The organism is Leifsonia sp. ALI-44-B (genome assembly GCF_001984125.1).
GTDB lineage: Bacteria > Actinomycetota > Actinomycetes > Actinomycetales > Microbacteriaceae > Okibacterium.
Genome location: NZ_MTQL01000007.1, coordinates 595,185 through 614,168 on the forward strand (window position 1 = coordinate 595,185; position 18,984 = coordinate 614,168).

Below are 18,984 nucleotides of genomic sequence, written 5' to 3' on the forward strand. Positions count from 1 at the left end.
GTCGGCGTCGTCTCGCTGCTCGTCGTCGGCATCACGCCCGTCACGGCCCTGATCAGCGTGGCCCTCCTGGCCGCGGCCCTCGTCCTCACCCGGCGTCAGGGGTGCGCTTCCTCCAGCATCCGCTCGGCGCGATCGGCGCTGCCCTCGGCGAGCCCGCGGTCGATGGACCGGCGCGAGCCCACGAGCAGCCCGATGCCGACCAGCAGCATCACACCCTCGGTCACGGTGAGCGCCCAGATGATGCCGGGCAGACCGAACCACAGGTTGCCGAGCAGCACGACGGGGATGAAGAGCAGGCCCTGCGTCAGCGACATGGTCGTCGCGGCCACTGCTCGACCCGTCGCCTGGAACGTCGAGGTCAGCAACCCGGTGAACCCGTTCGCGACCATGGCCACGAGCTGCGCGGTGAGGACGGTGGCGCCGAGGGCGAGAACCGAGGCATCCGACACGAACGCGCCGAAGAGCTGCTCGCGGAACACGTAAGCCAGGACCGCCGCAACCAGCCCGATCATCCCCACCGTCACGGCCGAGGTGCGCACCGCGGAGACGAACCGCGCGCGGTCCCCCTTGCCGTAGGAATAGGCGAGCAGCGGCAGCACACCCAGGGTGACGCCCATCAGCAGGAACTCGGGCACCTGGGCGATGCGCACCGCGACCCCCATGGCCGCGAGCGCGCCGTCGCCGTAGTTCGCGGCGAGGTTGTTGAGCACGAGCGCCGTCACGATGAGGAACGACGCCTGGAACAGCTCGCTCACCCCCACCGCGAAAACGGGCTTCACCACGGCGGGCGACAACGTGAACCAGCGCGGCGCCAGGCTCAGGTGCTCGCTGTTGCGGTGCAGCCACACGGCAAAGTAGCCGATCACGACCAGGTTGGCGAGCCCCACGGCGAGCGCCGCCCCCGCAACGCCCCAGTGCAGCACCAGGATGAACAGCACGTCGAAGACGACATTGGCAATCGTGGATGCGATGAGCCCCATCATCACCTGACGCGAGGCACCCTCGGCTCGCACGAGCTGTTCGAGACAGAATGCGGCGGCGAGAACGGGCACGAACGCCAGGGTGACGGCGACGAATCCGGCCGTGGCGGGGGCGGATGCGGCATCCGCGCCGAGCAGCGCGACGAGCGGGTTGAGCAGCAGCAGCCCGATGCCGCCCAGCACGGCCCCGACGATCGCGGCGCCCCACACCGAGAAGGCAGAAACGTGTTTGATCTCGGATGCTTTCGCGGGGTCGTGTTCGGCGGCCCCGAGCAACCGCGAGATGAGCGCTCCGCCGCCCGTTCCGAAGACGCCGCCGACCGCCATGACGAGCGCGAGAAGGGGCGAACCGAGGGTGACGGCCGCGAGCAGTGTGGTGTCGTGCAGCGAACCGATGAACCCCGCGTTGATGACGTTGTAGACGGCGCCGACGATCATGGCGGCGGCCATCGGGATGCAGAGGTGGATGAGGGCGCGCACGATGGGCGCCGAGGAGAGGTACCAGCGGTTGGAGCCGACGGTATCGGCGGACGGGTTGGACGGGTTCTGAATGCTCATGACTGCTCCTTTCTGGGCAGGTCAGAGCGCGCGCCGACGAACGCCGGCACGGCGAGGATGGGTGTGGTGGGCGCGCCGAACACCGCCTTGAGACGGCGGTCGCCTGCGCGATGCGTGCCCCCTGATGGGCATGCCGATGGTCGAGCTGTCGGTGGCGCTTCTCCGACAGCGAGCGGATGTTCGAGCTACACGGCCAGGGCCGCGTATCGCCGGCTACGGCCGGGTCGGTTGGGGCAGTTTCGCGATGATCTTGAGCAGGAGCGCGTCGAGCGCGGCGCGTTCGTCGGCGGTCAGCGGTTCGAGGATGGTTTCATCGACCGCGTTGACCGCGTCTTCGAAACCGGCGACGAGTTCGGCGCCGGCCGGGGTGGCATAGACCCGTTTGCGGCGTTCGTCACCGTTCTCGGTGCGCCGCTCGATGAGCTCGCGTCGCTCGAGACCCTGCAGAAGGCTCGAGACACTGGCCGGGGCCGTGCGACTCACCTGGGCGATGTCGCGCTGGATCGAACCGGGGTTCTGCACCAGATAACCCAGCACGAAACCCTGCTCGTGACTGAGCCCGCGGGTGCGGATCCAGTCTTCGGCAGCCTTGCGCTGCGCCAACCCGATCCACCTCACGAGCCCCAACGTTCCGCCGGGGCCGGTCCACTCTTCGCTCATGGTTAGAACTCTAACAGTTAGATCTCTAACTTTCAAGAATGACGCACACAACGCCCGCGATGGCGACGATGTGCCGTTTACGCCACGTGGTGAGCCGCCGCCATCGGGACATTCGCCCTACGCCGTCCTGCGACCCCGTTTCTAGACTCACCGCATGAACTTCGCCATCCGCCTCACGCTCGCCATCGCACTCCTCGTCATCAGCATCGCCACGCTCGTCGGCTGCCTCATCGCCGATATGGAGGGCGGGCCGTCGTGGCTGCACGCCCTCACCTGGACGGGCGGCGCACTCACGGCGACGGGCGTCTCGCTCATCCGCCTGGCCGTCAACAACCGCGTCACCCCTGTCACCCCGGCCGCGCAGCACCGCACCCGCTCCTGAATCGGGATCGGGCCCTGACCCGGGCCCGTCACTGTGACCGCGGCCAACCCGAAGCCGACACGACCGGCCGGGCGCGCCCGGCGCACAGCCCGATCGGGCATCCTTAACCCATGACCGACGCCACGCCCAGCCGGCAAGACGCCATCAGTTCGCTCGAACAGGATGTCGGGCGCCTCGTGCGCACGGCGCGCCGGGTCGTGGCCAAGAACGCCGACGCCTTCGACCCCGGCATGCAGCCGACCACCTACCTGGTTCTGCGCACGATCGTCCGGCGGCAGCCGGTGCGCCCGGCCGATATCGCGACTGAAACCGGCATGGACAAGAGTTTCGTCAGCCGCCAGCTGAAGCTGCTCGCGGAGGCGGGTTTCGTCGTCAGCGTCGCCAACGATTCGGATGGCCGCGTGCGCGCGTTCAGCGCCACCCCCGAGGCCGAGGCCCGGCTCACCGCCATCCGCTCGGCCACGCACGAACGCTTCGGCCGCGCCCTCGACGCCTGGTCGGACGACGACGTCGTGCGCTTCGCCCAGCTGCTCTCGACCTTCAACGACGAGGTCACGATCCTCTGACCCCCGCCGCGTCTCGCGTCAGCTGTGCAACCCCGCCGCCTCGGCATCGGCCACGAGCTCATCCTGCCCGCCGCGGAACTGCGTGCGGTAGAGCTCGGCATAGGACCCGTTCGCGGCGAGCAGCACGTCGTGCGACCCCTGCTCGACGATGCGCCCGTTCTCCATCACGAGGATGGTGTCGGCATCGCGGATGGTCGACAACCGGTGCGCGATCACGAACGATGTGCGGTCGGTGCGCAGCGCGGCCATGGCGTGCTGCACGAGCAGCTCGGTGCGCGTGTCGACCGACGATGTCGCCTCGTCGAGGATCAGCAGCTTGGGTTGCGCGATGAACGCGCGCGCAATCGTGATGAGCTGTCGCTCACCGGCCGAGATGCTGCCACCGTCGGCATCGATGATGGTGTCGTAGCCGTCGGGCAGCTGGCGCACGAACCGGTCGACCATGGTGGCCTCGGCGGCCGCCGTCACCTCGTCGTCGGTGGCGTCGAGGCGCCCATAACGGATGTTCTCGCGAATCGACCCTTCGAACAGCCACGCGTCTTGCAGCACCATGCCCACCTGCGAGCGCAGCTCGGCCCGCGACAGGGCCGTCACGTCGACACCGTCGAGCAGGATGCGGCCACCCGTCAGCTCGTAGAACCGCATGACCAGGTTGACGAGCGTGGTCTTGCCCGCGCCTGTCGGCCCCACGATGGCAACCGTCTCGCCCGGTTTGGCCGAGAACGACAGGTTCTCGATGAGCGGCTTCTCGGGCGTGTAGCTGAACGAGACACCGTCGAACTCGACGTGCCCGTCGGCGCTCTCAGGCAGGTGCGCCGTGACGGCGTCGGGCTCTTGTTCGTCGGCGTCGAGCAGCTCGAACGTGCGCTCGGCCGAGGCCACGCCGGACTGCAGCTGGTTGGCCATGCCGGCGATCTGGCCGAGCGGCTGCGAGAACTCGCGGGAGTACTGGATGAACGCCGTCGCGTCGCCGAGCGTCATCTGGCCCGAGGCCACGCGCAGCCCGCCGACCACGGCGATGAGCACGTAGGACAGGTAGGACACGAAGGTCATGGCCGGCATGATCATGCCCGAGACGAACTGGGCGCCGAACGCGGCGTTGTAGAGCTTGTCGTTGCGCTCGTCGAACTCCTTCAGCATCTCTTTGTCGCGGCCGAACACGCGCACGAGCTCGAGCCCCGAGAAGGACTCCTCGATGTGCCCGTTGAGCGAACCCGTGTTCTTCCACTGCGCCGAGAACAGCTTCTGCGAGCGCGAACCGATCACACCGGCCACGAGCGCCGAGAGCGGCAGGGCGATGAGCGCGATCAGGGCCAGCTGCCACGACACGATGAACATCATGGCGATGATGCCGATCACGGTGAGAGCCGATTGCACGAGCTGCGAGAACGCCTGCTGCAGCGCGGTCTGGATGTTGTCGACGTCGTTCGTCACGCGCGACATGAGGTCACCGCGCTGGCGGGTGTCGAAGTAGCTGAGCGGCAGGCGGTTGAGCTTCGTCTCGATGTCTTTGCGCAGCTTGTAGACCACGCGCATGACCAGCCCGTTGAGCACGTAGCCCTGCGCCCAGTTCAGTGTCGAGGCGATGACATACATGCCCAGCACGATGATGATGAGGCGGCCGAGCACCATGAAGTCGATGCCCTGACCCGGCACGACACCGGATGCCTCAATCATGTCGGCGTATTGGCCGTTACCGCTCGCGCGGGCACCCGCCGCGACCTCGTCGAGCGAGGCGCCCGCGGGCAACTGCGCGCCGAGCACACCCTTGAAGATGGTGTCCATGGCCTGGCCCAGAATCTTGGGCGCGATCACGGTGAGCACGACCGACACGACGACGAGCGCCACGACGAGCGTCATCTTCGCCTTCTCGGGCCCGAGCAGCCCGATCAGCCGCTTGGCCGATGGCCAGAACTGTTGCGCCTTCTTGGCCGGGGCGCCGCCGAACATGTCGCCGTCGGCCTCGCTCGGCACGAACTCGGGCTCGAGCAGCTCGTCTTCCGCGGCCGTGATCTCGGGCGCCTGCTTCGTATCGGCGGCATCGGATGCGGCGCCGCGACGTTCTTTGCGTGGTGAACGGGCCATCATGCCACCCCTTCCGTAGTCAGCTGCGATTCGACGATCTCGCGGTAGGTGTCGTTGGTCTCGAGCAGTTCGTCGTGCGTGCCGCGGCCCACGATGGCACCGTTGTCGAGCACGAGGATGTGGTCGGCTTCGCGAATAGTGGCGATGCGTTGGGCGACGATGATGACGGTCGCGTCACTCGTGTCTTGCGCGAGCGCTGCACGCAGCCGGGCGTCGGTCGCGACATCCAAGGCCGAGAAGGAGTCGTCGAAGAGGTAGACGCGCGGGCGGGCCACAAGCGCACGCGCGATGCACAGCCGCTGCCGCTGGCCGCCCGACACGTTGGTGCCGCCCTGGGCCACTCGGTCGTCGAGCTGTTTGGGCTTGGCGCGCACGAAGTCGTCGGCCTGGGCCGTGTGCAGTGCGGCCCAGATCTCGTTCTCGTCGGCATCGGGCCGCCCGAAGCGCAGGTTCGACCCGATGGTGCCCGAGAACAGATAGGGCTTCTGCGGCACGATGCCCACGACGCCGGCCATCTGCTGGCGGGTAAGCGCCGAGACGGGCACGCCGTCGATGGTGACCTGACCCTGCTGCGGGTCGTAGAGGCGCGGGATGAGCGACAGCAACGTGGTCTTGCCCGACCCCGTCGAGCCGACGATCGCGGTGGTCTTGCCCGGCGCGGCCGTGAACGTGACGTCGTCGAGCACGGGGCGCTCGGCGCCCGGGTAGCCGAACGTGACGTGGCTGAACTCGACGCGACCGGCCGTGGGGATGCGTACATCCGCATTCGTGGGCACCTCGAGGCTGGGCGAGGTCTCGAGCACCTCGGTGATGCGCTCGGCGCAGACCACGGCGCGCGGAATCATCATGGCCATGAACACGCCCATCATGACGGCCGTGAGGATTTGCAGCAGGTACTGCAGGAACGCCGTCAGCGAGCCGACCTGCATCTCGCCGGCCTCGACGCGCTGGCCGCCGAACCACAGCACGGCCGCGGTGGCCAGGTGCAGCACCATCATGATGACGGGGAACATGAGCACGAAGATGTTGCCGACCTTGACCGACACGCGCGTGAGCGCCTCGTTGGCGCGGTCGTAGCGCTCGGACTCGAACGGCTCGCGCACGAAGGCCCGCACCACGCGGATGCCCACGATCTGCTCGCGCAGCACGCTGTTGATGCCGTCGATGCGGTCTTGCATGAGGCGGAAGAGGGGCAGCAGCAGGTAGACCAGGAACCCGACGATGATGAAGAGCAGCGGAACGCTCACCCACACGAGCCACGACAGACCGGCGTCTTCGCGCAGCGCCATGATGATGCCGCCTACGCACATGATGGGCGCCGACACCATGAAGTTGAGCGCCATGAGCACGAGCATCTGCACCTGCTGCACATCGTTGGTGCCGCGCGTGATGAGGGTGGCGCTGCCGAAGCCGCCCACCTCGAGGGCGCCGAGCGAATCGACCTTGCGGTAGACCTCGCGGCGCAGGTCTCGGCCGATGGCCATGGCGGTCTTGGCCCCGAAGTAGACGCCACCGATGGCCGCGGCCACCTGCACGAGGCAGACCGTGAGCATGGTCATGCCCGTGGCCCAGATGAAGTCGGTGTTGCCCGTCGAGACGCCCTCGTCGATGATCTGGGCGTTGAGGCTCGGCAGGTAGAGCGCGGCGATGGTCGAGATGAGTTGCAGCGCGAAAACCGCGACCAACCAGCCCTTATAGGGTTTGGCCGTGCGCCATGTGAGGGCTAGGAGAGCCACCTGTGCTCCTTCGAGGGTGTCGGCCGGGCGTGCAGCCGGGAGGCTGCCAGCCGGGCCGTATCATTCTCCCCCCGCGGGGCGCGATGCACCATCAAAATGTTCCGAGGGTGCAGTGTGGGGATCCCAGAATGTTACAACAGGCCGCCGACACCGGTGCTCGCGAGACGTCCGGGCACCGCTCCTCTACCGGTAATACGCGGCGAGTCGCCGGAAACCCTCGTCGAGCGACACCTCGGGCGTCCACTCCAGATCGCGACGCGTGCGCCGCTGGTCGAACCAGTGCGCCGTCGAGAGCTGCTCGGCGAGGAAGCGTGTCATGGGCGGCTCGTCGACGCCGGGTTTGACCGACCACACCGCCTCGACGGCCGAACCCGCCGCGCGCGCCACCGAGGCGGGTACGCGCCAGGCGGGAACCGGCACACCCGCGGCCTCGCAAATCGACGCCAGGATGTCGGCGACCGGCCGGGGCTCGCCGTTGGTCACCACGTAGGAGTTGCCGTGCACGGCATCGACGCGGCGCAGGGCGGCGGCGATGGCGGAGGCGGCGTTGTCGACGTAGACGCTGTCGATGAGCGCGGCGCCGTTGTCGAGGATGGGCAGACGACCCGAGCGCGCGCGGTCGACGACCCGCTCGATGAGCTGCGTGTCGCCCGGGCCCCACACGAGGTGCGGCCGCACGACGACGACGCGCAAGGCATCCGAGTCGCGGGAGAGAGCGAGCAGTTCGGCCTCGGCCTTCGTGCGTGCATAGTCGCCGTGCGCACGCTCGGGGTCGGCGGGCAAGGCGTCGTCCCCCACGATCGACGAGCCGGAGTGCGCGACCGACGGCGACGACACGAAGACGAAACGCTCGACACCGGCGATGCGGGCGGCGTTCAGGAGCATGCCCGTTCCGCCCACGTTGACGCGGCGGAAGTCGGCGGGGTCGCCCGCGAGCGAGACCTTGGCCGCCAGGTGCACGATGGCATCGACACCGTCGACGGCGCGGGCGGTGGCTGCGGCATCCGTCACCGAACCGAGGTGGTCTTCGAAACCGGGCTCACCCGCCAGGCCCGAGGGGCGGCGTTGGAACGTGCGCACCGTGTGGCCCTGAGCGGCGATCGCGCGCGCCGTGGCCGAGCCGAGCAGGCCGGACGCTCCCGTGACGAGAACCTTCACGGCTGACGCATCCGTCCGCCCGCGAGCACATCGGCGGCCCAGCGCGACAGTCCGCTGCGGTCGATCTTCGAGTTGTGGCGGATGTCGGTGGGCAGGCGCGGCACCTCGAGCACGGCCGCCACGGGCACACCCGCAACCGCGCGAATGGATGAGGTGAGCTCACGATCGGCCAGAGCCACCCGTCGCGCGGGCGAGGCCGTCTCGACGATCACGACGATCTGCTGCGTGCCGCGCGGTCCGACACCGACGACGGCGGCGCGGGCGACGCGGTCGAGCGATTCGACGCGCTGCTCGGGCGCCACCGGGGTGACGACGCCGTCCGGTGTGGCGATGACGTGGGGCATGCGGCCCTCGACCCACAGGCGGCCGGCCTCGTCGAGATGTCCGACATCGCCCGTGCGGTGCCAGCGGGTGCTGGTGGATGCCGCGGCGGCGGCGGCCGAGAGGGCCCCGGGTGAGGCATCCTCATCGGCGTCGCCGCGGTCGGCGTCACGATGGTCGGCGAACGCGGAGTCGGTGCCCACGCGCGAGGCGCGATCCGTCATCCAGAGTCGGTCGTAGTTGCTCTTCAGGTGCGGCGCCGAGACGACGATCTCACCCGTGACACCGGCCTCGGTCGAGGGCTCGCCGACGGGCTGCCCGAGGTCGTCGAGGGCGCTGATGCGCACCTGCACGGATGCCGCGGGCGTTCCCACGCATACTCCGCCGACCGCTCGAGATGCGGCGGCCTCGCGGATGCCGTCGAGCGAGATGTCGGTCATGAGGAGGCCCTCGGTCATCCCGTAGGGCGTGTGCGCGCTGGCGTTCGGCATAAGGTCGGCAGCCGCGGCGAGGAGCGACTCCGAGACGGGGGCCCCGGCCGACAAGAACGTCTGCACGCCGGCGAGGGCGTCGCGCTGGGCGTCGGTCAAGGCATCCGCCGTGGCGACGACATTGGTGACGGCGGCGGGCGACAGGAAGACGACGGTCGCATCGACGGCCGCGGCGGCCTGGGCGACGGCCGTGGCGGTGAGGGTCTTGGGTGAGGTGACGTCCATGTCGGGCGTGACCGAGCGGGCGCCGAGGGCCGGGCCGAGCAGGGCGAACGGCGCGAATCCGGCGACCAAGCCCGTGCCGACCCCGACGCCGTATTGGGCGGCCAGGGTGTCACGGATGGCCCCGAGCTGGGCGTGGCTGTAGACGACGCCCTTTGCGGGGCCCGTCGAACCCGAAGTGAAAAGGATGGCGGCGGTGTCGCTCGCGGCGGGCGGCTCGGGCAGCGTCTTGCCGCGCCCGTCGCGCACCAGCTCGGCGAGCGTGTGCGAAATGCCGAGCGCCCGGGCGACCGCGCGCGGGAACGTCGCGACCGAGATCTTCTGGCCGGGCCAGCCCAGGGCCCGCGCGGCGGCGAGCCCGGGGGCCGCGCCGATCACGTGGTCGGCCTGGGCGCCCCGCACGGCGCGCGTCAGACCGGGCAGGCCGAGACCCGCGTCAGCGACGACGACGACCGCGCCGAGGCGCAGGCAGGCATACAGAACGGCCGTCAGGTCGGCGCCGGGCTGCACGAGCAGCGAAACCCGGTCGCCCCTCTTCACGCCCACACCGGCCAGGCCGGCGGCGATCTCACGCACGCGCCGCGACAGCAATTTCCAGCTGACGACGCGCGGCTCGGCCCCGTTACCGGGGTTCATCTCGACCAGCGCGGTCTCGTCGCTCTCGCTCAACTCGTCGAGATAGTGCCACAAGGGCCGGGCGGATGTCGCAGCATCCGATTCGGCGTGATCCTGGGCTTTTTCGACCTGACTTGAGTTCGAGCCCGGTGCAACCGTCGCGGCAGACTTGTCGGCCGAGCCCTCGCGAGAATCGCCAGCCGTCACGCGCGACGCGTTGTCGCCGAGCCACGTGAGCAGGGCCCCGGCATAGTCGACGTCCTCGGCGATCAGGTGCCCGGCACCCTCGAAGCGGTGCACATCGGCGTGCGGCAGGCGGTCGATCAGGTCGTCGAGGTAGCGGTCGCTGAAGATCGGGTCGCGCGGGCCCCACAGCATGACGGCGGGCACCGTGAGGCGGCGCAGGGCCGTCGAGATGCGGCTCAGCTCGGCGAAGCTCTGGTGTGAGGCATCCACGGGGATGTCGGCGACGAAACCACCGATGCCGCCGCGTCGAGCGGCGCCGCGATACGGAGCGCGATAGGCATCCTTCACGGCACGGGAAACCGCCGGATGCCCGAGCGCCAACGTGGTCTCGAGGAAGGCGGGGGTCGCTACCGTTGCCTGCCCCAGCACGCCGCGCGCCAATGCGAGGCGGAGCGGAGCGGGAATGGGCGCATCGGACGGCTGGTGGATAGCGGTGTTCAGCAGCATCAGGCCGCTGAGCAGCTCGGGATGATCGACGGCCCAGCCCATCGAGACGACGCCGCCCCAGTCGTGGCCGAGCGTGACGACGGGGCCCTCGAGCCCGATCGCGTGCGTGAAGTCGGCGAGGTCGCGCACGCGCTGCGCGAGCGGACGGTGCACGCCGGCGCGCTCCGAGAAGCCCATGTCGAGCTGGTCGACGGCGATGACGCGCCAGGCGTCGCCCGAGCCCGTGGCCGCGGCATCCGTGGCCTGCTGCACGAGTTCGCGCCACAGGTAGGACCAGGTGGGGTTGCCGTGCACGCACAGGATGGTGCCGACGGGCGTGACGCCCAGGCGCTCGAGCTCGGCGCCGTTGTCGAGCGCATGCCATCCGCGCGTGGTGCCGATGGCGTCGCCCGAATCGGGAACGAGGACGATGCGAGAGAAGCGGGAGTCGAGCCCCGGCAGGCCCTGGGGTGGCATCGACGCGGGCGCCGGGGTGCGTGCGGCACCCGGCATCCGGTCTGTCACCACGCGATTTCCATCATGGCGGTGTTGAGGCCAGAACCCACGCCCATGAGCAGAACGCGGTCGCCCTTCTTCAGGGTGTCTTTCTCGGCCTCGAGCGTGATGGGGATGGAGGCGGGCCCGACGTTGCCGTAGTGCGGATAGGTGACGGGCACCTTGCTGCGGTCGATGTGCGCGGCCTTGACGATGGCGTTGGTGTGCACCTCGCTGACCTGATGCAGGATGTAGCGGTCCATGCTCGACCAGTTCCAGTCGCGCTTCGCTTCTTTCCACGCCGAGACGACGAGTTCCATGCCGCCCTTGAGCAGGGCCTTGGCGTCGGTGAACATGCCGTCGACGCTGCCCACGCACAGCTCGTTGAACTGGGTCGCCGCGCGCGTGACGCCGCCGAGGATGCGGTGACCCTCAGGGTGCAGATCGGCGGGGCCGATGACGGCGGCCGCGGCACCCGAACCGAGCGTGAGGCTGGCGAATTCGCTCATGAACTCTTTGCGGCCGATGCCGCCCTTGCTGAGGCGCTCGATCGTGTTGACCTGGATCTCGTCGGCGTCTTCGCCGTCGACGATCATGGCGTATTTGATCTGACCGGACTCGATGAGCTGTGCGGCCAGCGACATGCCGTTGACGAAGCCGAGGCACGCGTTGGCGATATCGAAGTTGATGGCCGACGACGGCAGGCCGAGCCCGTTGTGGATGCGCACGGCGACCGACGGCTCGAGGTGCTTGCGCGTGACGGACGTGTTGATGATGAGGCCGATCTGCGACGGCTCGATGCCCGCCTCGGCGAGCGCCTTCTTGCCCGCGGCGACCGCGGCGTCGTCGAAGTTCTGACCCTCGTCCCAGTTGCGGCGCTCGAGCACTCCGGCGACCCGCTGCAACAGACCCTGAGGCAGCTTCAGCTTCTTCAGAACCGGCTGCAACCGACTGTCGATGTCTTCACTCGTCGTGATGCGGGGGGCGATCGTGGTCGCCACCGACAGCAATGCGACGTTGCTGTGAGTCGTCGTTGCGTTTCCGTCCAACGGGTAGTCCTATCGAGTTATTGGTCTGGTCGCGGGTGAAAACACACGCCACCGGTCAATTGTTCCGTATTTCCCATGCACCGAGAGGAATGGGGGATTACTCGGGCATCCGCTCATTTTCCCACGTTTCCCTGGGCGCCGGATGCTCGCTGCCTGGGGCTTGCGCCGGGTGCGACGCCGTGGCATCCGCTGCACCCACGGCCGAGGACGGGCCGACGCTGAGCCGACGCCGGGTGGACGCCTAGTCGTCGTGGCCGAGCACGCCCAGCAGCAGGGCCCGGCGCACGGCGTCGATGCGCGAGGTGGCGCCCAGCTTGGCGTAGAGGTTGCTGGTGTGCCGCTTGACCGTGCCCTCGGTGATCGACAGCTCGCGCGCGATCTCGGCGTTGGAGCGTGCCAGCGCGATGAGGCGCAGCACCTCGTATTCGCGCGGCGACACGAGCCCCACATCGACGCCCACGGCGGTCTGGTCGGTGCGCGCGGCGACGGCGTGAACGGCGCGCAGCAGGTCGGCGCTCGGCATGGTCTTCGTCAGGTAGGCGGCCGCGCCGGCCTGGCGCAGCGACTCGGTGAGCATGGCGTCGCGGTGCATCGTGAGCACGACGATGCGGGTTTCGGGCGCGTGCCGGCGGATGCGGCGCACCGTAGTTGCCGCGCCGGGGCCCGGCATCTCGACGTCGAGCAGCAGCACATCCGGGCGGTGGGCGATGGCCACGCGCAGCGCATCGTGGCCGTCCGAGGCCTCGGCGACCACGTCGACCAGGGGGTCATGGCCGAGGATGGCGACGATGCCGTCGCGGAACAGGTCGTGGTCGTCGGCGATGGCGAGCCGGATGACGGGGGCGGCGGGCTTCGTCATCGGACGTCATTCCTCGGGGCCGAGACCGGGTCACCATCGAAGCCGGGGCGGTCGTCGACATCGGGGTGCCCATCGGGCGCGGGGCCGGTCGGTGACCCCGGCTCACGCGGCCGCGTGCAGCGCGACGACTCGGGGGCGGCCGGTTCGGGCGAAGCCGCCCGGGCCGGCGGCGCCGACGGCACAGTCGGAACGTCGATGCGAATGCGGGTGCCGGCCGAACAGCTGTCGATTTCGAGCGTCGCGCCGATGGCATCCGCGCGTTCTTGCATGCCGACGAGCCCCAGGGACCCGCCGCGGCGCACGGCGGGGTCGAAACCCGGACCGTTGTCGGTCACGCGCACGACCACGCTCTCGTCGAGCCACTCGGTCGACACGTGCATGCGGGAGGCGCCGCGCGCGTGTTTGCGCACGTTGCGGATCGCCTCGAGCACGATCGTGAAGGTCTCTTCGCCCACGTCGGGGGCGAGCCGCACGGGAGTGCCCGCGGTGGTGAACTCGGGCGCCGGAGGGATCGACCGCGAGTGGTCGAGGTAGTTCTTGATGGCCTCGTCGAGGAAGGCCGTGCCCACGAGCTGACGGATGTCGAACGCCATGCCCTGCACGTCTTCGAGTGTCGTGCGCAAGATCTCGACGGCGTCGTCGAGGCGGCCGACGTCGCCCGCGATCGAGCTCAGTTCGACGCGCTGCAAGCCCGCCGCGATGCCGTGGGCCACCCGGTCATGCAGCGCGCGCGAGATGCGTTTGCGCGAGTCCTGGTCGGCCTGCGCCAGCTGCACGCGCAAACCCTCGACGTAGGCGATGGCGCCCGGCGGAAAACGACGCCACAAGGCGTGATGCAACGTGTTGGCGATGCGCTGGGTGAGGGCGACGGCATCCGCGGCGGGGGCGGATGTATCGACGTAGAGCTCGACGAGCACGGGCAGCGCGACGAAGTAGATGACCTCGGCCGCCATGAGGTTCTCGGCGGGGTCGGCGTTCTGACGCGCCCGCAGGCGGCCCACGCGGTCGAAGTCGGCGGGGCTGGCATAGTCGACGGCCACGGGTGAGGTGACGGGCGTGCCGTCATCCGGATGCGTGAGCACCAACGATTCGGTCAGGATCGAGCGCGCCTGCTCCTCGAAGATCGGGTCGAGGGCGCCGCTCGTGGCGAGCGAGCTGCCACGCTCCTCGAGGGCCCGGATCAGGTCGCCGACGATACGGTCGATCGTCTCGCGGTGCGGCGGGTGGCTGCTCGATGTCGACGCAGAAGCGGGTTTTGCGGGCGAATCACCGGCGGCGCGCGCACCGTGTTCCGCTTCGCTCATCTCGCCTCCCCCGGTCGTGATCCGTGGGGAACGACACCGTCCCCCTGCTTCGATGATGTCTCAGTCCCGGGAGAAGTGCACATCGAGCGGCGGGGTGGACTACATCTAAAGTCACATTTTGTGAGACGAACGCCCTACTTTTAGGCCGAAACGCCGCCGAAGCGGGACATTCTGCTCCCGAAAGAAGCAGACGCGGTGTTATGTTTCGAGCGCTAGCACCGCCCCGGCCCCGATCGGGCGCGAGACGGCGCCGGCCGTCGGAGATCTATCGATGGGGAATCGATGGGGGGAGCCTCCGATGTGCCGGAACAGCTCCGACTTTGTCGTTGAGCACAGAGAGAGCGGGATCGCCTGGGGAGGCGGGCCCGCTCTCTCTGCGTCTGCCGACGTGTCAGCGTTTAGACGACGGCATCCAGCGTCTCGTATTCGTCGTCGCTCAGCTCGATGAGGGCGCCCTGCAGGTTGTCCTCGAGGTGGGCCACGCTCGACGTTCCAGGAATGGGCAGCATGGCGGGCGAGCGGCGCAGCAGCCAGGCGAGGGCCAGCTGGCTCGGGGTCGAGCCGTGCGAGGCGGCGATCTCGGTGAGCGGACCGCCTTCCTTGGTGAGCTCGCCCGTGGCCAGCGGGAACCAGGGGATGAACCCGATACCGTTCTCGGTGGCGTAGTCGAGCAGCGCTTCGGACTTGCGGTTGGTCAGGTTGAACAGGTTCTGCACCGACACGATGTCGACGACCTTCTGGGCCGCCTGCAGCTCGTCGACACTCACCTCGGACAGGCCGATGTGGCGCACCTTGCCCTCGTCCTGAAGCTTCTTCAGTTCGCCGAGCTGCTCCTCGAGCGGAACCTTCGGGTCGATGCGGTGCAGCTGCAGCAGGTCGATGCGCTCGACGCCCAGGTGGCGCAGGTTGAGTTCGGTCTGCTGGCGCAGGTACTCGGGGCGGCCGACGGGGATCCACTCGCCCGGGCCCTGGCGCGTGAAGCCCACCTTCGTGGCGATGACGAGGTCGTCGGTGTAGGGGTGCAGGGCCTCTCGGATGAGAGCATCCGTCACGTAAGGGCCGTAGGCGTCGGCCGTGTCGATGAGGTTCACGCCGAGTTCGACGGCGCGACGCAGCACGCGGATGGCCTCGTCGCGGTCGCGGGGTTCACCCCAGACGCCGTCGCCCGTGAGCTGCATGGTGCCGTAGCCGAGGCGGTTGACCGTGAGGTCGCCGCCCAGGGTGAAGGTGCCGGATGCCTCGGCGGGGCGTTCGGAGCTCGTGGTGTCGGTGGTGGTGTCGGTCATCGGTTCTCCTTCTGGGTCACGTCGATCAGCACCTTGCCGACCGTGTTGTTCTCGACGGCGTCGTGCGCCTGGGCGGTCTCGGCGAGCGCGAAGCGGTGCAACGGCAGCCCGGCCTCCTCGCCCACCGCGAGCGCGCCGTCGGCGATGGCATCCGAAACGGCGTCGACCGCGTTCTGCTTCTGCGTGCTCGTCGTCGTGTAGGTGAGGATGAATTGGAAGCGGATGTTCTTGACCATGCTTTCCCGGAACGGCACCGCGAGCGGTTCGCTCGAGTCGGTGGCATAGAGGGAGATGGTGCCGGAGGGCGCGATGACCGCGAGGTCGGCCTCGAGGTTGGCGTAGGGGTTCACGTCGACGATGACGTCGACGCCTCCCGCGGCGATGTCACGCACGCGGGCTGCGACATCCTCGGTGCGGTAGTTGATGATGTGGTGAGCGCCGGCCGCACGCGCCAGGGCGGCCTTCTCGTCGCTCGAGACCGTGGTGATGACGGTGGCCCCGGCCCAGGCGGCCAGCTGGATGGCGGCGTGACCGACGGCCCCCGCGCCTCCCGTGACCAGAATCGTGCGGCCGTGCAGGCTCGCGGGGGCGAGGCGGTCGGGCAGGGTTTCGGATGCCGTGAGCGCACGGTGGGCGGTCAGTGCGGGGATCCCGACCGAGGCGCCCACGTCGAGCAGGGCTTCGTCCGGCAGCGGAACCACCTGGTATTCGGGCAGCACCACATACTCCTGGGCGGTGCCGTCGTCGCGCTGCCAGGCGGCGTCCCACACCCACACGGGGTCGCCCACGCGCACGTGTTCGACATCGTCGCCGATCGCGTCGACGAAGCCGGCCCCGTCTTGATTGGGCACCTTCGGGGTGTCGAACTCGTCGCTCGAACCCGAGCCGGCGCGGGACTTCCAGTCGGTGGGGTTCACGCCCGAGACGACGATGCGCACGCGCACCTCGCCCTTCGAGACCTCCGGCACCGGCCTGTCGACCAGCTCGAGGACGCTCGAGTCTCCCGTGCGTCGGTATTGAACAGCCTTCACGTCTTCCTCCTCAACGAAACGATGGGCGGGCGACGGGCCCGTCAGTGTCGGCAACGCGGCACGCCCGGTCACAATTCCGAGCGCCGCGATGTGCACCACCTCTGTCATAGCCCAGGAAGCTGAAGGTTGTTCAGCCCGTTGCCCGCCGAGGCATCCGGGTGTAACGCTGGAGCATGACTACTGAACAGGTGACCAAAGACCGTGCGCTCGCGTTGCAGGCGCTGCACCAGGACGCGAAGATTCTGAGCGTCGTGAACGTGTGGGATGCCGTGAGCGCGAAGGCCGTCGCGGCGCTGCCCCAGACATCCGCCATCGCCACCGCGGGGCACTCGATCGCCGCGAGCTACGGCTATGAAGACGGCGGCATGCCGCTCGACGTGGCCCTCGCTGGCGTGAAGACCGTGGTGGATGCCGTGGACCTCCCCGTCACCGCCGACCTCGACGACGGCTACTCCGACCCCGCCGAGACCATTCGCCGCGCCATCGCGCTGGGCGTCGTCGGCGCCAACGTCGAAGACCGGCTGCGCCCCTTCGACGAGTCGGTGCAGCGCGTCAGCGCCATCATGCGGGCGGCCGAGCAGGAGGGTATCGCCTTCCAGCTGAACGCCCGCACCGACGCCATCGTGCGCGGCGGCGACCGACCGGCCCACGAGAGCATCGAGGATGCGATCGCGCGCGGCAAGGCGTTCCTCGACCAGGGCGCGGCCCTCGTCTTCGTGCCCGGCGCGCTCGACCGCGAGGCCATCGAACGACTCGTCGAGGGGCTCGGAGCGGGCAAGCTGTCCGTCATCGGTGCGCCCGGCGCCCTGCCGGCGCCGGAACTTGAGGCGCTCGGCGTGGCCCGCGTTTCCTACGGCCCGTTCACGCAGCGCGTGGCACTGCGGGCGCTGCAGAACCTCGCGAGCGACCTCTACGGCGGCGGCGTCATCCCCACCGACACGCCGGCGCTCAACTGACGACCGCAACGGCCGGATGACCCCGCAGCACCTCTGTGCGTGCGCGCACGTCTGCGGCGGTCCGGGCAGCGAACCGCTCGCGCGTTGCTGGCGGACGTCGTGGCGTCGCCGCATGCCGTGTCGATAAATCATCCGCGTCCTGGCCGAGTTGGCGACGCCGGGAGGCGGAGCGACTGCCTGTCGCTCCGCCTCCCGTGTGCTCGGCGCCGCGTCGGGCCAGTCCTGTATCGTGCTGAGAATTGGCCGCAGTGGATCGCCCCGTCACGGGCAGCGACCGTTGCGGTGTCCGCGCGAGCGAAGCTCCCCTGAGAGGACCGCAAAACATGTTCGTCCCCCTCGACGCCACACCCCGCGACTATGCGTGGGGGTCGACCACTTTGATGTCCGAGCTGCTGGGCACGACGCCATCCGGGGGGCCCGAGGCCGAACTGTGGTTGGGTGCTCATGACGGCCGGCCCACGCCCATCGCGCAGGGCGCCCCCGTGAGCGAACACGCCGACCTCGCCGACTGGTTCGCGAGCGATCCCCGCACCGCGCTCGGCGACCTCGAGGAGCTTCCGTTCCTGCTGAAGATCCTGGCCGCGGCGCACCCGCTCTCGTTGCAGGCGCACCCGTCGTTGGCGCGTGCCGGTGAAGGGTTCGACGACGAGGAGCGACGCGGCATCCCGATCGATGCCGCCCACCGCAACTACAAGGATCGTCTGCACAAACCCGAGCTCATCGTCGCGTTGCGCGACGGGTTCCAGGCGCTGTGCGGTTTTCGCGAACTCGCGGGCACCGACGCCCTGCTGGCGGATCTCGCGTCGACCGCGCCCGCGGCCGATCATCGCGCCCAGATCGAGGGGCTGCGCGAGAGCCTGGCCGCCCCGGATGGTCTGCGCGCGACGGTTGCGCGCGTGCTCGGCGAGCCGGCGCAGGATCTCGTGAGCGCGGTCGTGGCTGCGGCAGCGGGCGGCGACGCATCCTCCGATTTCGCCGCGGAGCGGGCCCTCGTGACGCGCCTGGCCGAGGAGTACCCGGGCGACCCGGGCATCGTCGTCGCGACGCTCGTCAACCTGGTGACGCTGAGTGAAGGCGAAGCGCTCTACCTGCCCGCCGGAAACATCCATGCGTATTTGGATGGCATCGGCATCGAGCTCATGGCCGCGAGCGACAACGTGCTGCGCGGCGGCCTGACCCCGAAGCACGTCGACGTGCCCGAGTTGCTCGACGTGCTCGACTTCGAGCCCCGGCCCGTGCCACGCCTCGAACCGGCCGTCCTGGCCGAGGGCCTCAGCCTCTTCGTGCCGTGGGATGTGCCCGACTTCGAGCTGCTGCGCGCCGATGTGAGCGATGCCGACGCCGCGTCGACTCCTGAGTTCGAACTGCCCGGCCCGGCCATCGCGATCGTCACCGACGGCCAGGTGACGATCACGGGCGCACACGGATTAACCACTCTCGACCGCGGGCGATACGCCTTCGTCACACCGGATGAGGCGCGCCTGCGCTTCTCGGGCTCGGGCACGGTTTTCGTCGCGACGACGCAGGACGACGCGCCCACGTCGTAGCGCCCGCACGA

At 69.3% G+C, this 18,984-nt stretch carries 15 protein-coding genes; 4 read left to right on the plus strand and 11 right to left on the minus strand.

All coding sequences use genetic code 11. From position 1 onward, the window contains the following. Positions 1 to 95: 95 nt before the first annotated feature. Complete coding sequence (locus ALI44B_RS09825; protein ID WP_077054520.1) at positions 96 to 1,538, minus strand: MATE family efflux transporter; 1,443 nt, start codon at positions 1,536 to 1,538, stop codon at positions 96 to 98. A 213-nt stretch (positions 1,539 to 1,751) separates the two neighbouring features. Further along, positions 1,752 to 2,198: a MarR family winged helix-turn-helix transcriptional regulator gene (locus tag ALI44B_RS09830; RefSeq protein WP_077054521.1), complete on the minus strand. Its 447-nt coding sequence runs from the start codon at positions 2,196 to 2,198 to the stop codon at positions 1,752 to 1,754. Between the two features lie 154 nt (positions 2,199 to 2,352). On the opposite strand from ALI44B_RS09830, the gene ALI44B_RS09835 reads away from it, so the two are divergent. Beyond that, a complete protein-coding gene (locus ALI44B_RS09835; RefSeq protein ID WP_077054522.1) occupies positions 2,353 to 2,580 on the plus strand; it encodes a hypothetical protein in 228 nt (75 codons plus the stop codon). Positions 2,581 to 2,690: 110 nt separating this feature from the next. Continuing rightward, the gene (locus ALI44B_RS09840) at positions 2,691 to 3,146 is read left to right on the plus strand and encodes a MarR family winged helix-turn-helix transcriptional regulator (protein WP_077054523.1); all 456 of its coding nucleotides are present in this window, start codon (positions 2,691 to 2,693) and stop codon (positions 3,144 to 3,146) included. A gap of 18 nt (positions 3,147 to 3,164) precedes the next feature. Here ALI44B_RS09840 and ALI44B_RS09845 read toward each other — a convergent pair whose 3' ends face one another. The 9 genes from ALI44B_RS09845 to ALI44B_RS09885 all read right to left on the minus strand — a co-directional run bounded on the left by ALI44B_RS09845 (position 3,165) and on the right by ALI44B_RS09885 (position 16,470). Further along, entirely contained in the window at positions 3,165 to 5,234 is a 2,070-nt protein-coding gene (locus ALI44B_RS09845) for an ABC transporter ATP-binding protein (RefSeq protein ID WP_286140771.1), read from the minus strand. Continuing rightward, a complete protein-coding gene (locus tag ALI44B_RS09850) occupies positions 5,231 to 6,967 on the minus strand; it encodes an ABC transporter ATP-binding protein (protein WP_077054525.1) in 1,737 nt (578 codons plus the stop codon). The genes ALI44B_RS09845 and ALI44B_RS09850 overlap by 4 nt, the downstream gene beginning before the upstream one ends. Before the next feature lie 183 nt (positions 6,968 to 7,150). Then, entirely contained in the window at positions 7,151 to 8,125 is a 975-nt protein-coding gene (locus ALI44B_RS09855) for an NAD-dependent epimerase/dehydratase family protein (RefSeq protein ID WP_077054526.1), read from the minus strand. Then, positions 8,122 to 10,959: an alpha/beta fold hydrolase gene (locus ALI44B_RS09860; protein ID WP_077054527.1), complete on the minus strand. Its 2,838-nt coding sequence runs from the start codon at positions 10,957 to 10,959 to the stop codon at positions 8,122 to 8,124. The genes ALI44B_RS09855 and ALI44B_RS09860 overlap by 4 nt, the downstream gene beginning before the upstream one ends. An 8-nt stretch (positions 10,960 to 10,967) precedes the next feature. Then, positions 10,968 to 11,990, minus strand: coding sequence for a 3-oxoacyl-ACP synthase III (locus tag ALI44B_RS09865; RefSeq protein ID WP_077054528.1), 1,023 nt, complete (start codon positions 11,988 to 11,990; stop codon positions 10,968 to 10,970). Positions 11,991 to 12,231: 241 nt separating this feature from the next. After that, entirely contained in the window at positions 12,232 to 12,849 is a 618-nt protein-coding gene (locus tag ALI44B_RS16525) for a response regulator (RefSeq protein ID WP_077054529.1), read from the minus strand. Further along, the gene (locus ALI44B_RS09875; protein ID WP_077054530.1) at positions 12,846 to 14,153 is read right to left on the minus strand and encodes a sensor histidine kinase; all 1,308 of its coding nucleotides are present in this window, start codon (positions 14,151 to 14,153) and stop codon (positions 12,846 to 12,848) included. Before ALI44B_RS09875 ends, ALI44B_RS16525 begins: the two co-directional genes overlap by 4 nt. A 398-nt stretch (positions 14,154 to 14,551) precedes the next feature. Further along, positions 14,552 to 15,439: an aldo/keto reductase gene (locus ALI44B_RS09880; RefSeq protein ID WP_077054531.1), complete on the minus strand. Its 888-nt coding sequence runs from the start codon at positions 15,437 to 15,439 to the stop codon at positions 14,552 to 14,554. Then, complete coding sequence (locus ALI44B_RS09885; protein WP_077055509.1) at positions 15,436 to 16,470, minus strand: NADPH:quinone reductase; 1,035 nt, start codon at positions 16,468 to 16,470, stop codon at positions 15,436 to 15,438. Before ALI44B_RS09885 ends, ALI44B_RS09880 begins: the two co-directional genes overlap by 4 nt. A 173-nt stretch (positions 16,471 to 16,643) precedes the next feature. Here ALI44B_RS09885 and ALI44B_RS09890 point away from each other — a divergent pair, with 173 nt between their 5' ends. Both ALI44B_RS09890 and manA read left to right on the plus strand, forming a co-directional pair. Then, entirely contained in the window at positions 16,644 to 17,426 is a 783-nt protein-coding gene (locus tag ALI44B_RS09890; RefSeq protein ID WP_077054532.1) for an isocitrate lyase/PEP mutase family protein, read from the plus strand. A gap of 323 nt (positions 17,427 to 17,749) precedes the next feature. Then, on the plus strand, positions 17,750 to 18,973 hold the full coding sequence (gene manA / locus ALI44B_RS09895; protein ID WP_077054533.1) for a mannose-6-phosphate isomerase, class I: 1,224 nt from the start codon (positions 17,750 to 17,752) through the stop codon (positions 18,971 to 18,973). The last annotated feature ends 11 nt before the right edge of the window (positions 18,974 to 18,984 follow it).

Excerpts from the sequence above, each read along its gene's own strand:
- ALI44B_RS09825 (WP_077054520.1), bottom strand. The coding sequence starts at position 1,538 with ATGAGCATTCAGAACCCGTCCAACCCGTCCGCCGATACCGTCGGCTCC.
- ALI44B_RS09830 (WP_077054521.1), bottom strand. The coding sequence starts at position 2,198 with ATGAGCGAAGAGTGGACCGGCCCCGGCGGAACGTTGGGGCTCGTGAGG.
- ALI44B_RS09835 (WP_077054522.1), top strand. The coding sequence starts at position 2,353 with ATGAACTTCGCCATCCGCCTCACGCTCGCCATCGCACTCCTCGTCATC.
- ALI44B_RS09840 (WP_077054523.1), top strand. The coding sequence starts at position 2,691 with ATGACCGACGCCACGCCCAGCCGGCAAGACGCCATCAGTTCGCTCGAA.
- ALI44B_RS09845 (WP_286140771.1), bottom strand. The coding sequence starts at position 5,234 with ATGATGGCCCGTTCACCACGCAAAGAACGTCGCGGCGCCGCATCCGAT.
- ALI44B_RS09860 (WP_077054527.1), bottom strand. The coding sequence starts at position 10,959 with ATGCCGGGTGCCGCACGCACCCCGGCGCCCGCGTCGATGCCACCCCAG.
- ALI44B_RS16525 (WP_077054529.1), bottom strand. The coding sequence starts at position 12,849 with ATGACGAAGCCCGCCGCCCCCGTCATCCGGCTCGCCATCGCCGACGAC.
- ALI44B_RS09875 (WP_077054530.1), bottom strand. The coding sequence starts at position 14,153 with ATGAGCGAAGCGGAACACGGTGCGCGCGCCGCCGGTGATTCGCCCGCA.
- ALI44B_RS09880 (WP_077054531.1), bottom strand. The coding sequence starts at position 15,439 with ATGACCGACACCACCACCGACACCACGAGCTCCGAACGCCCCGCCGAG.
- ALI44B_RS09890 (WP_077054532.1), top strand. The coding sequence starts at position 16,644 with ATGACTACTGAACAGGTGACCAAAGACCGTGCGCTCGCGTTGCAGGCG.
- manA (WP_077054533.1), top strand. The coding sequence starts at position 17,750 with ATGTTCGTCCCCCTCGACGCCACACCCCGCGACTATGCGTGGGGGTCG.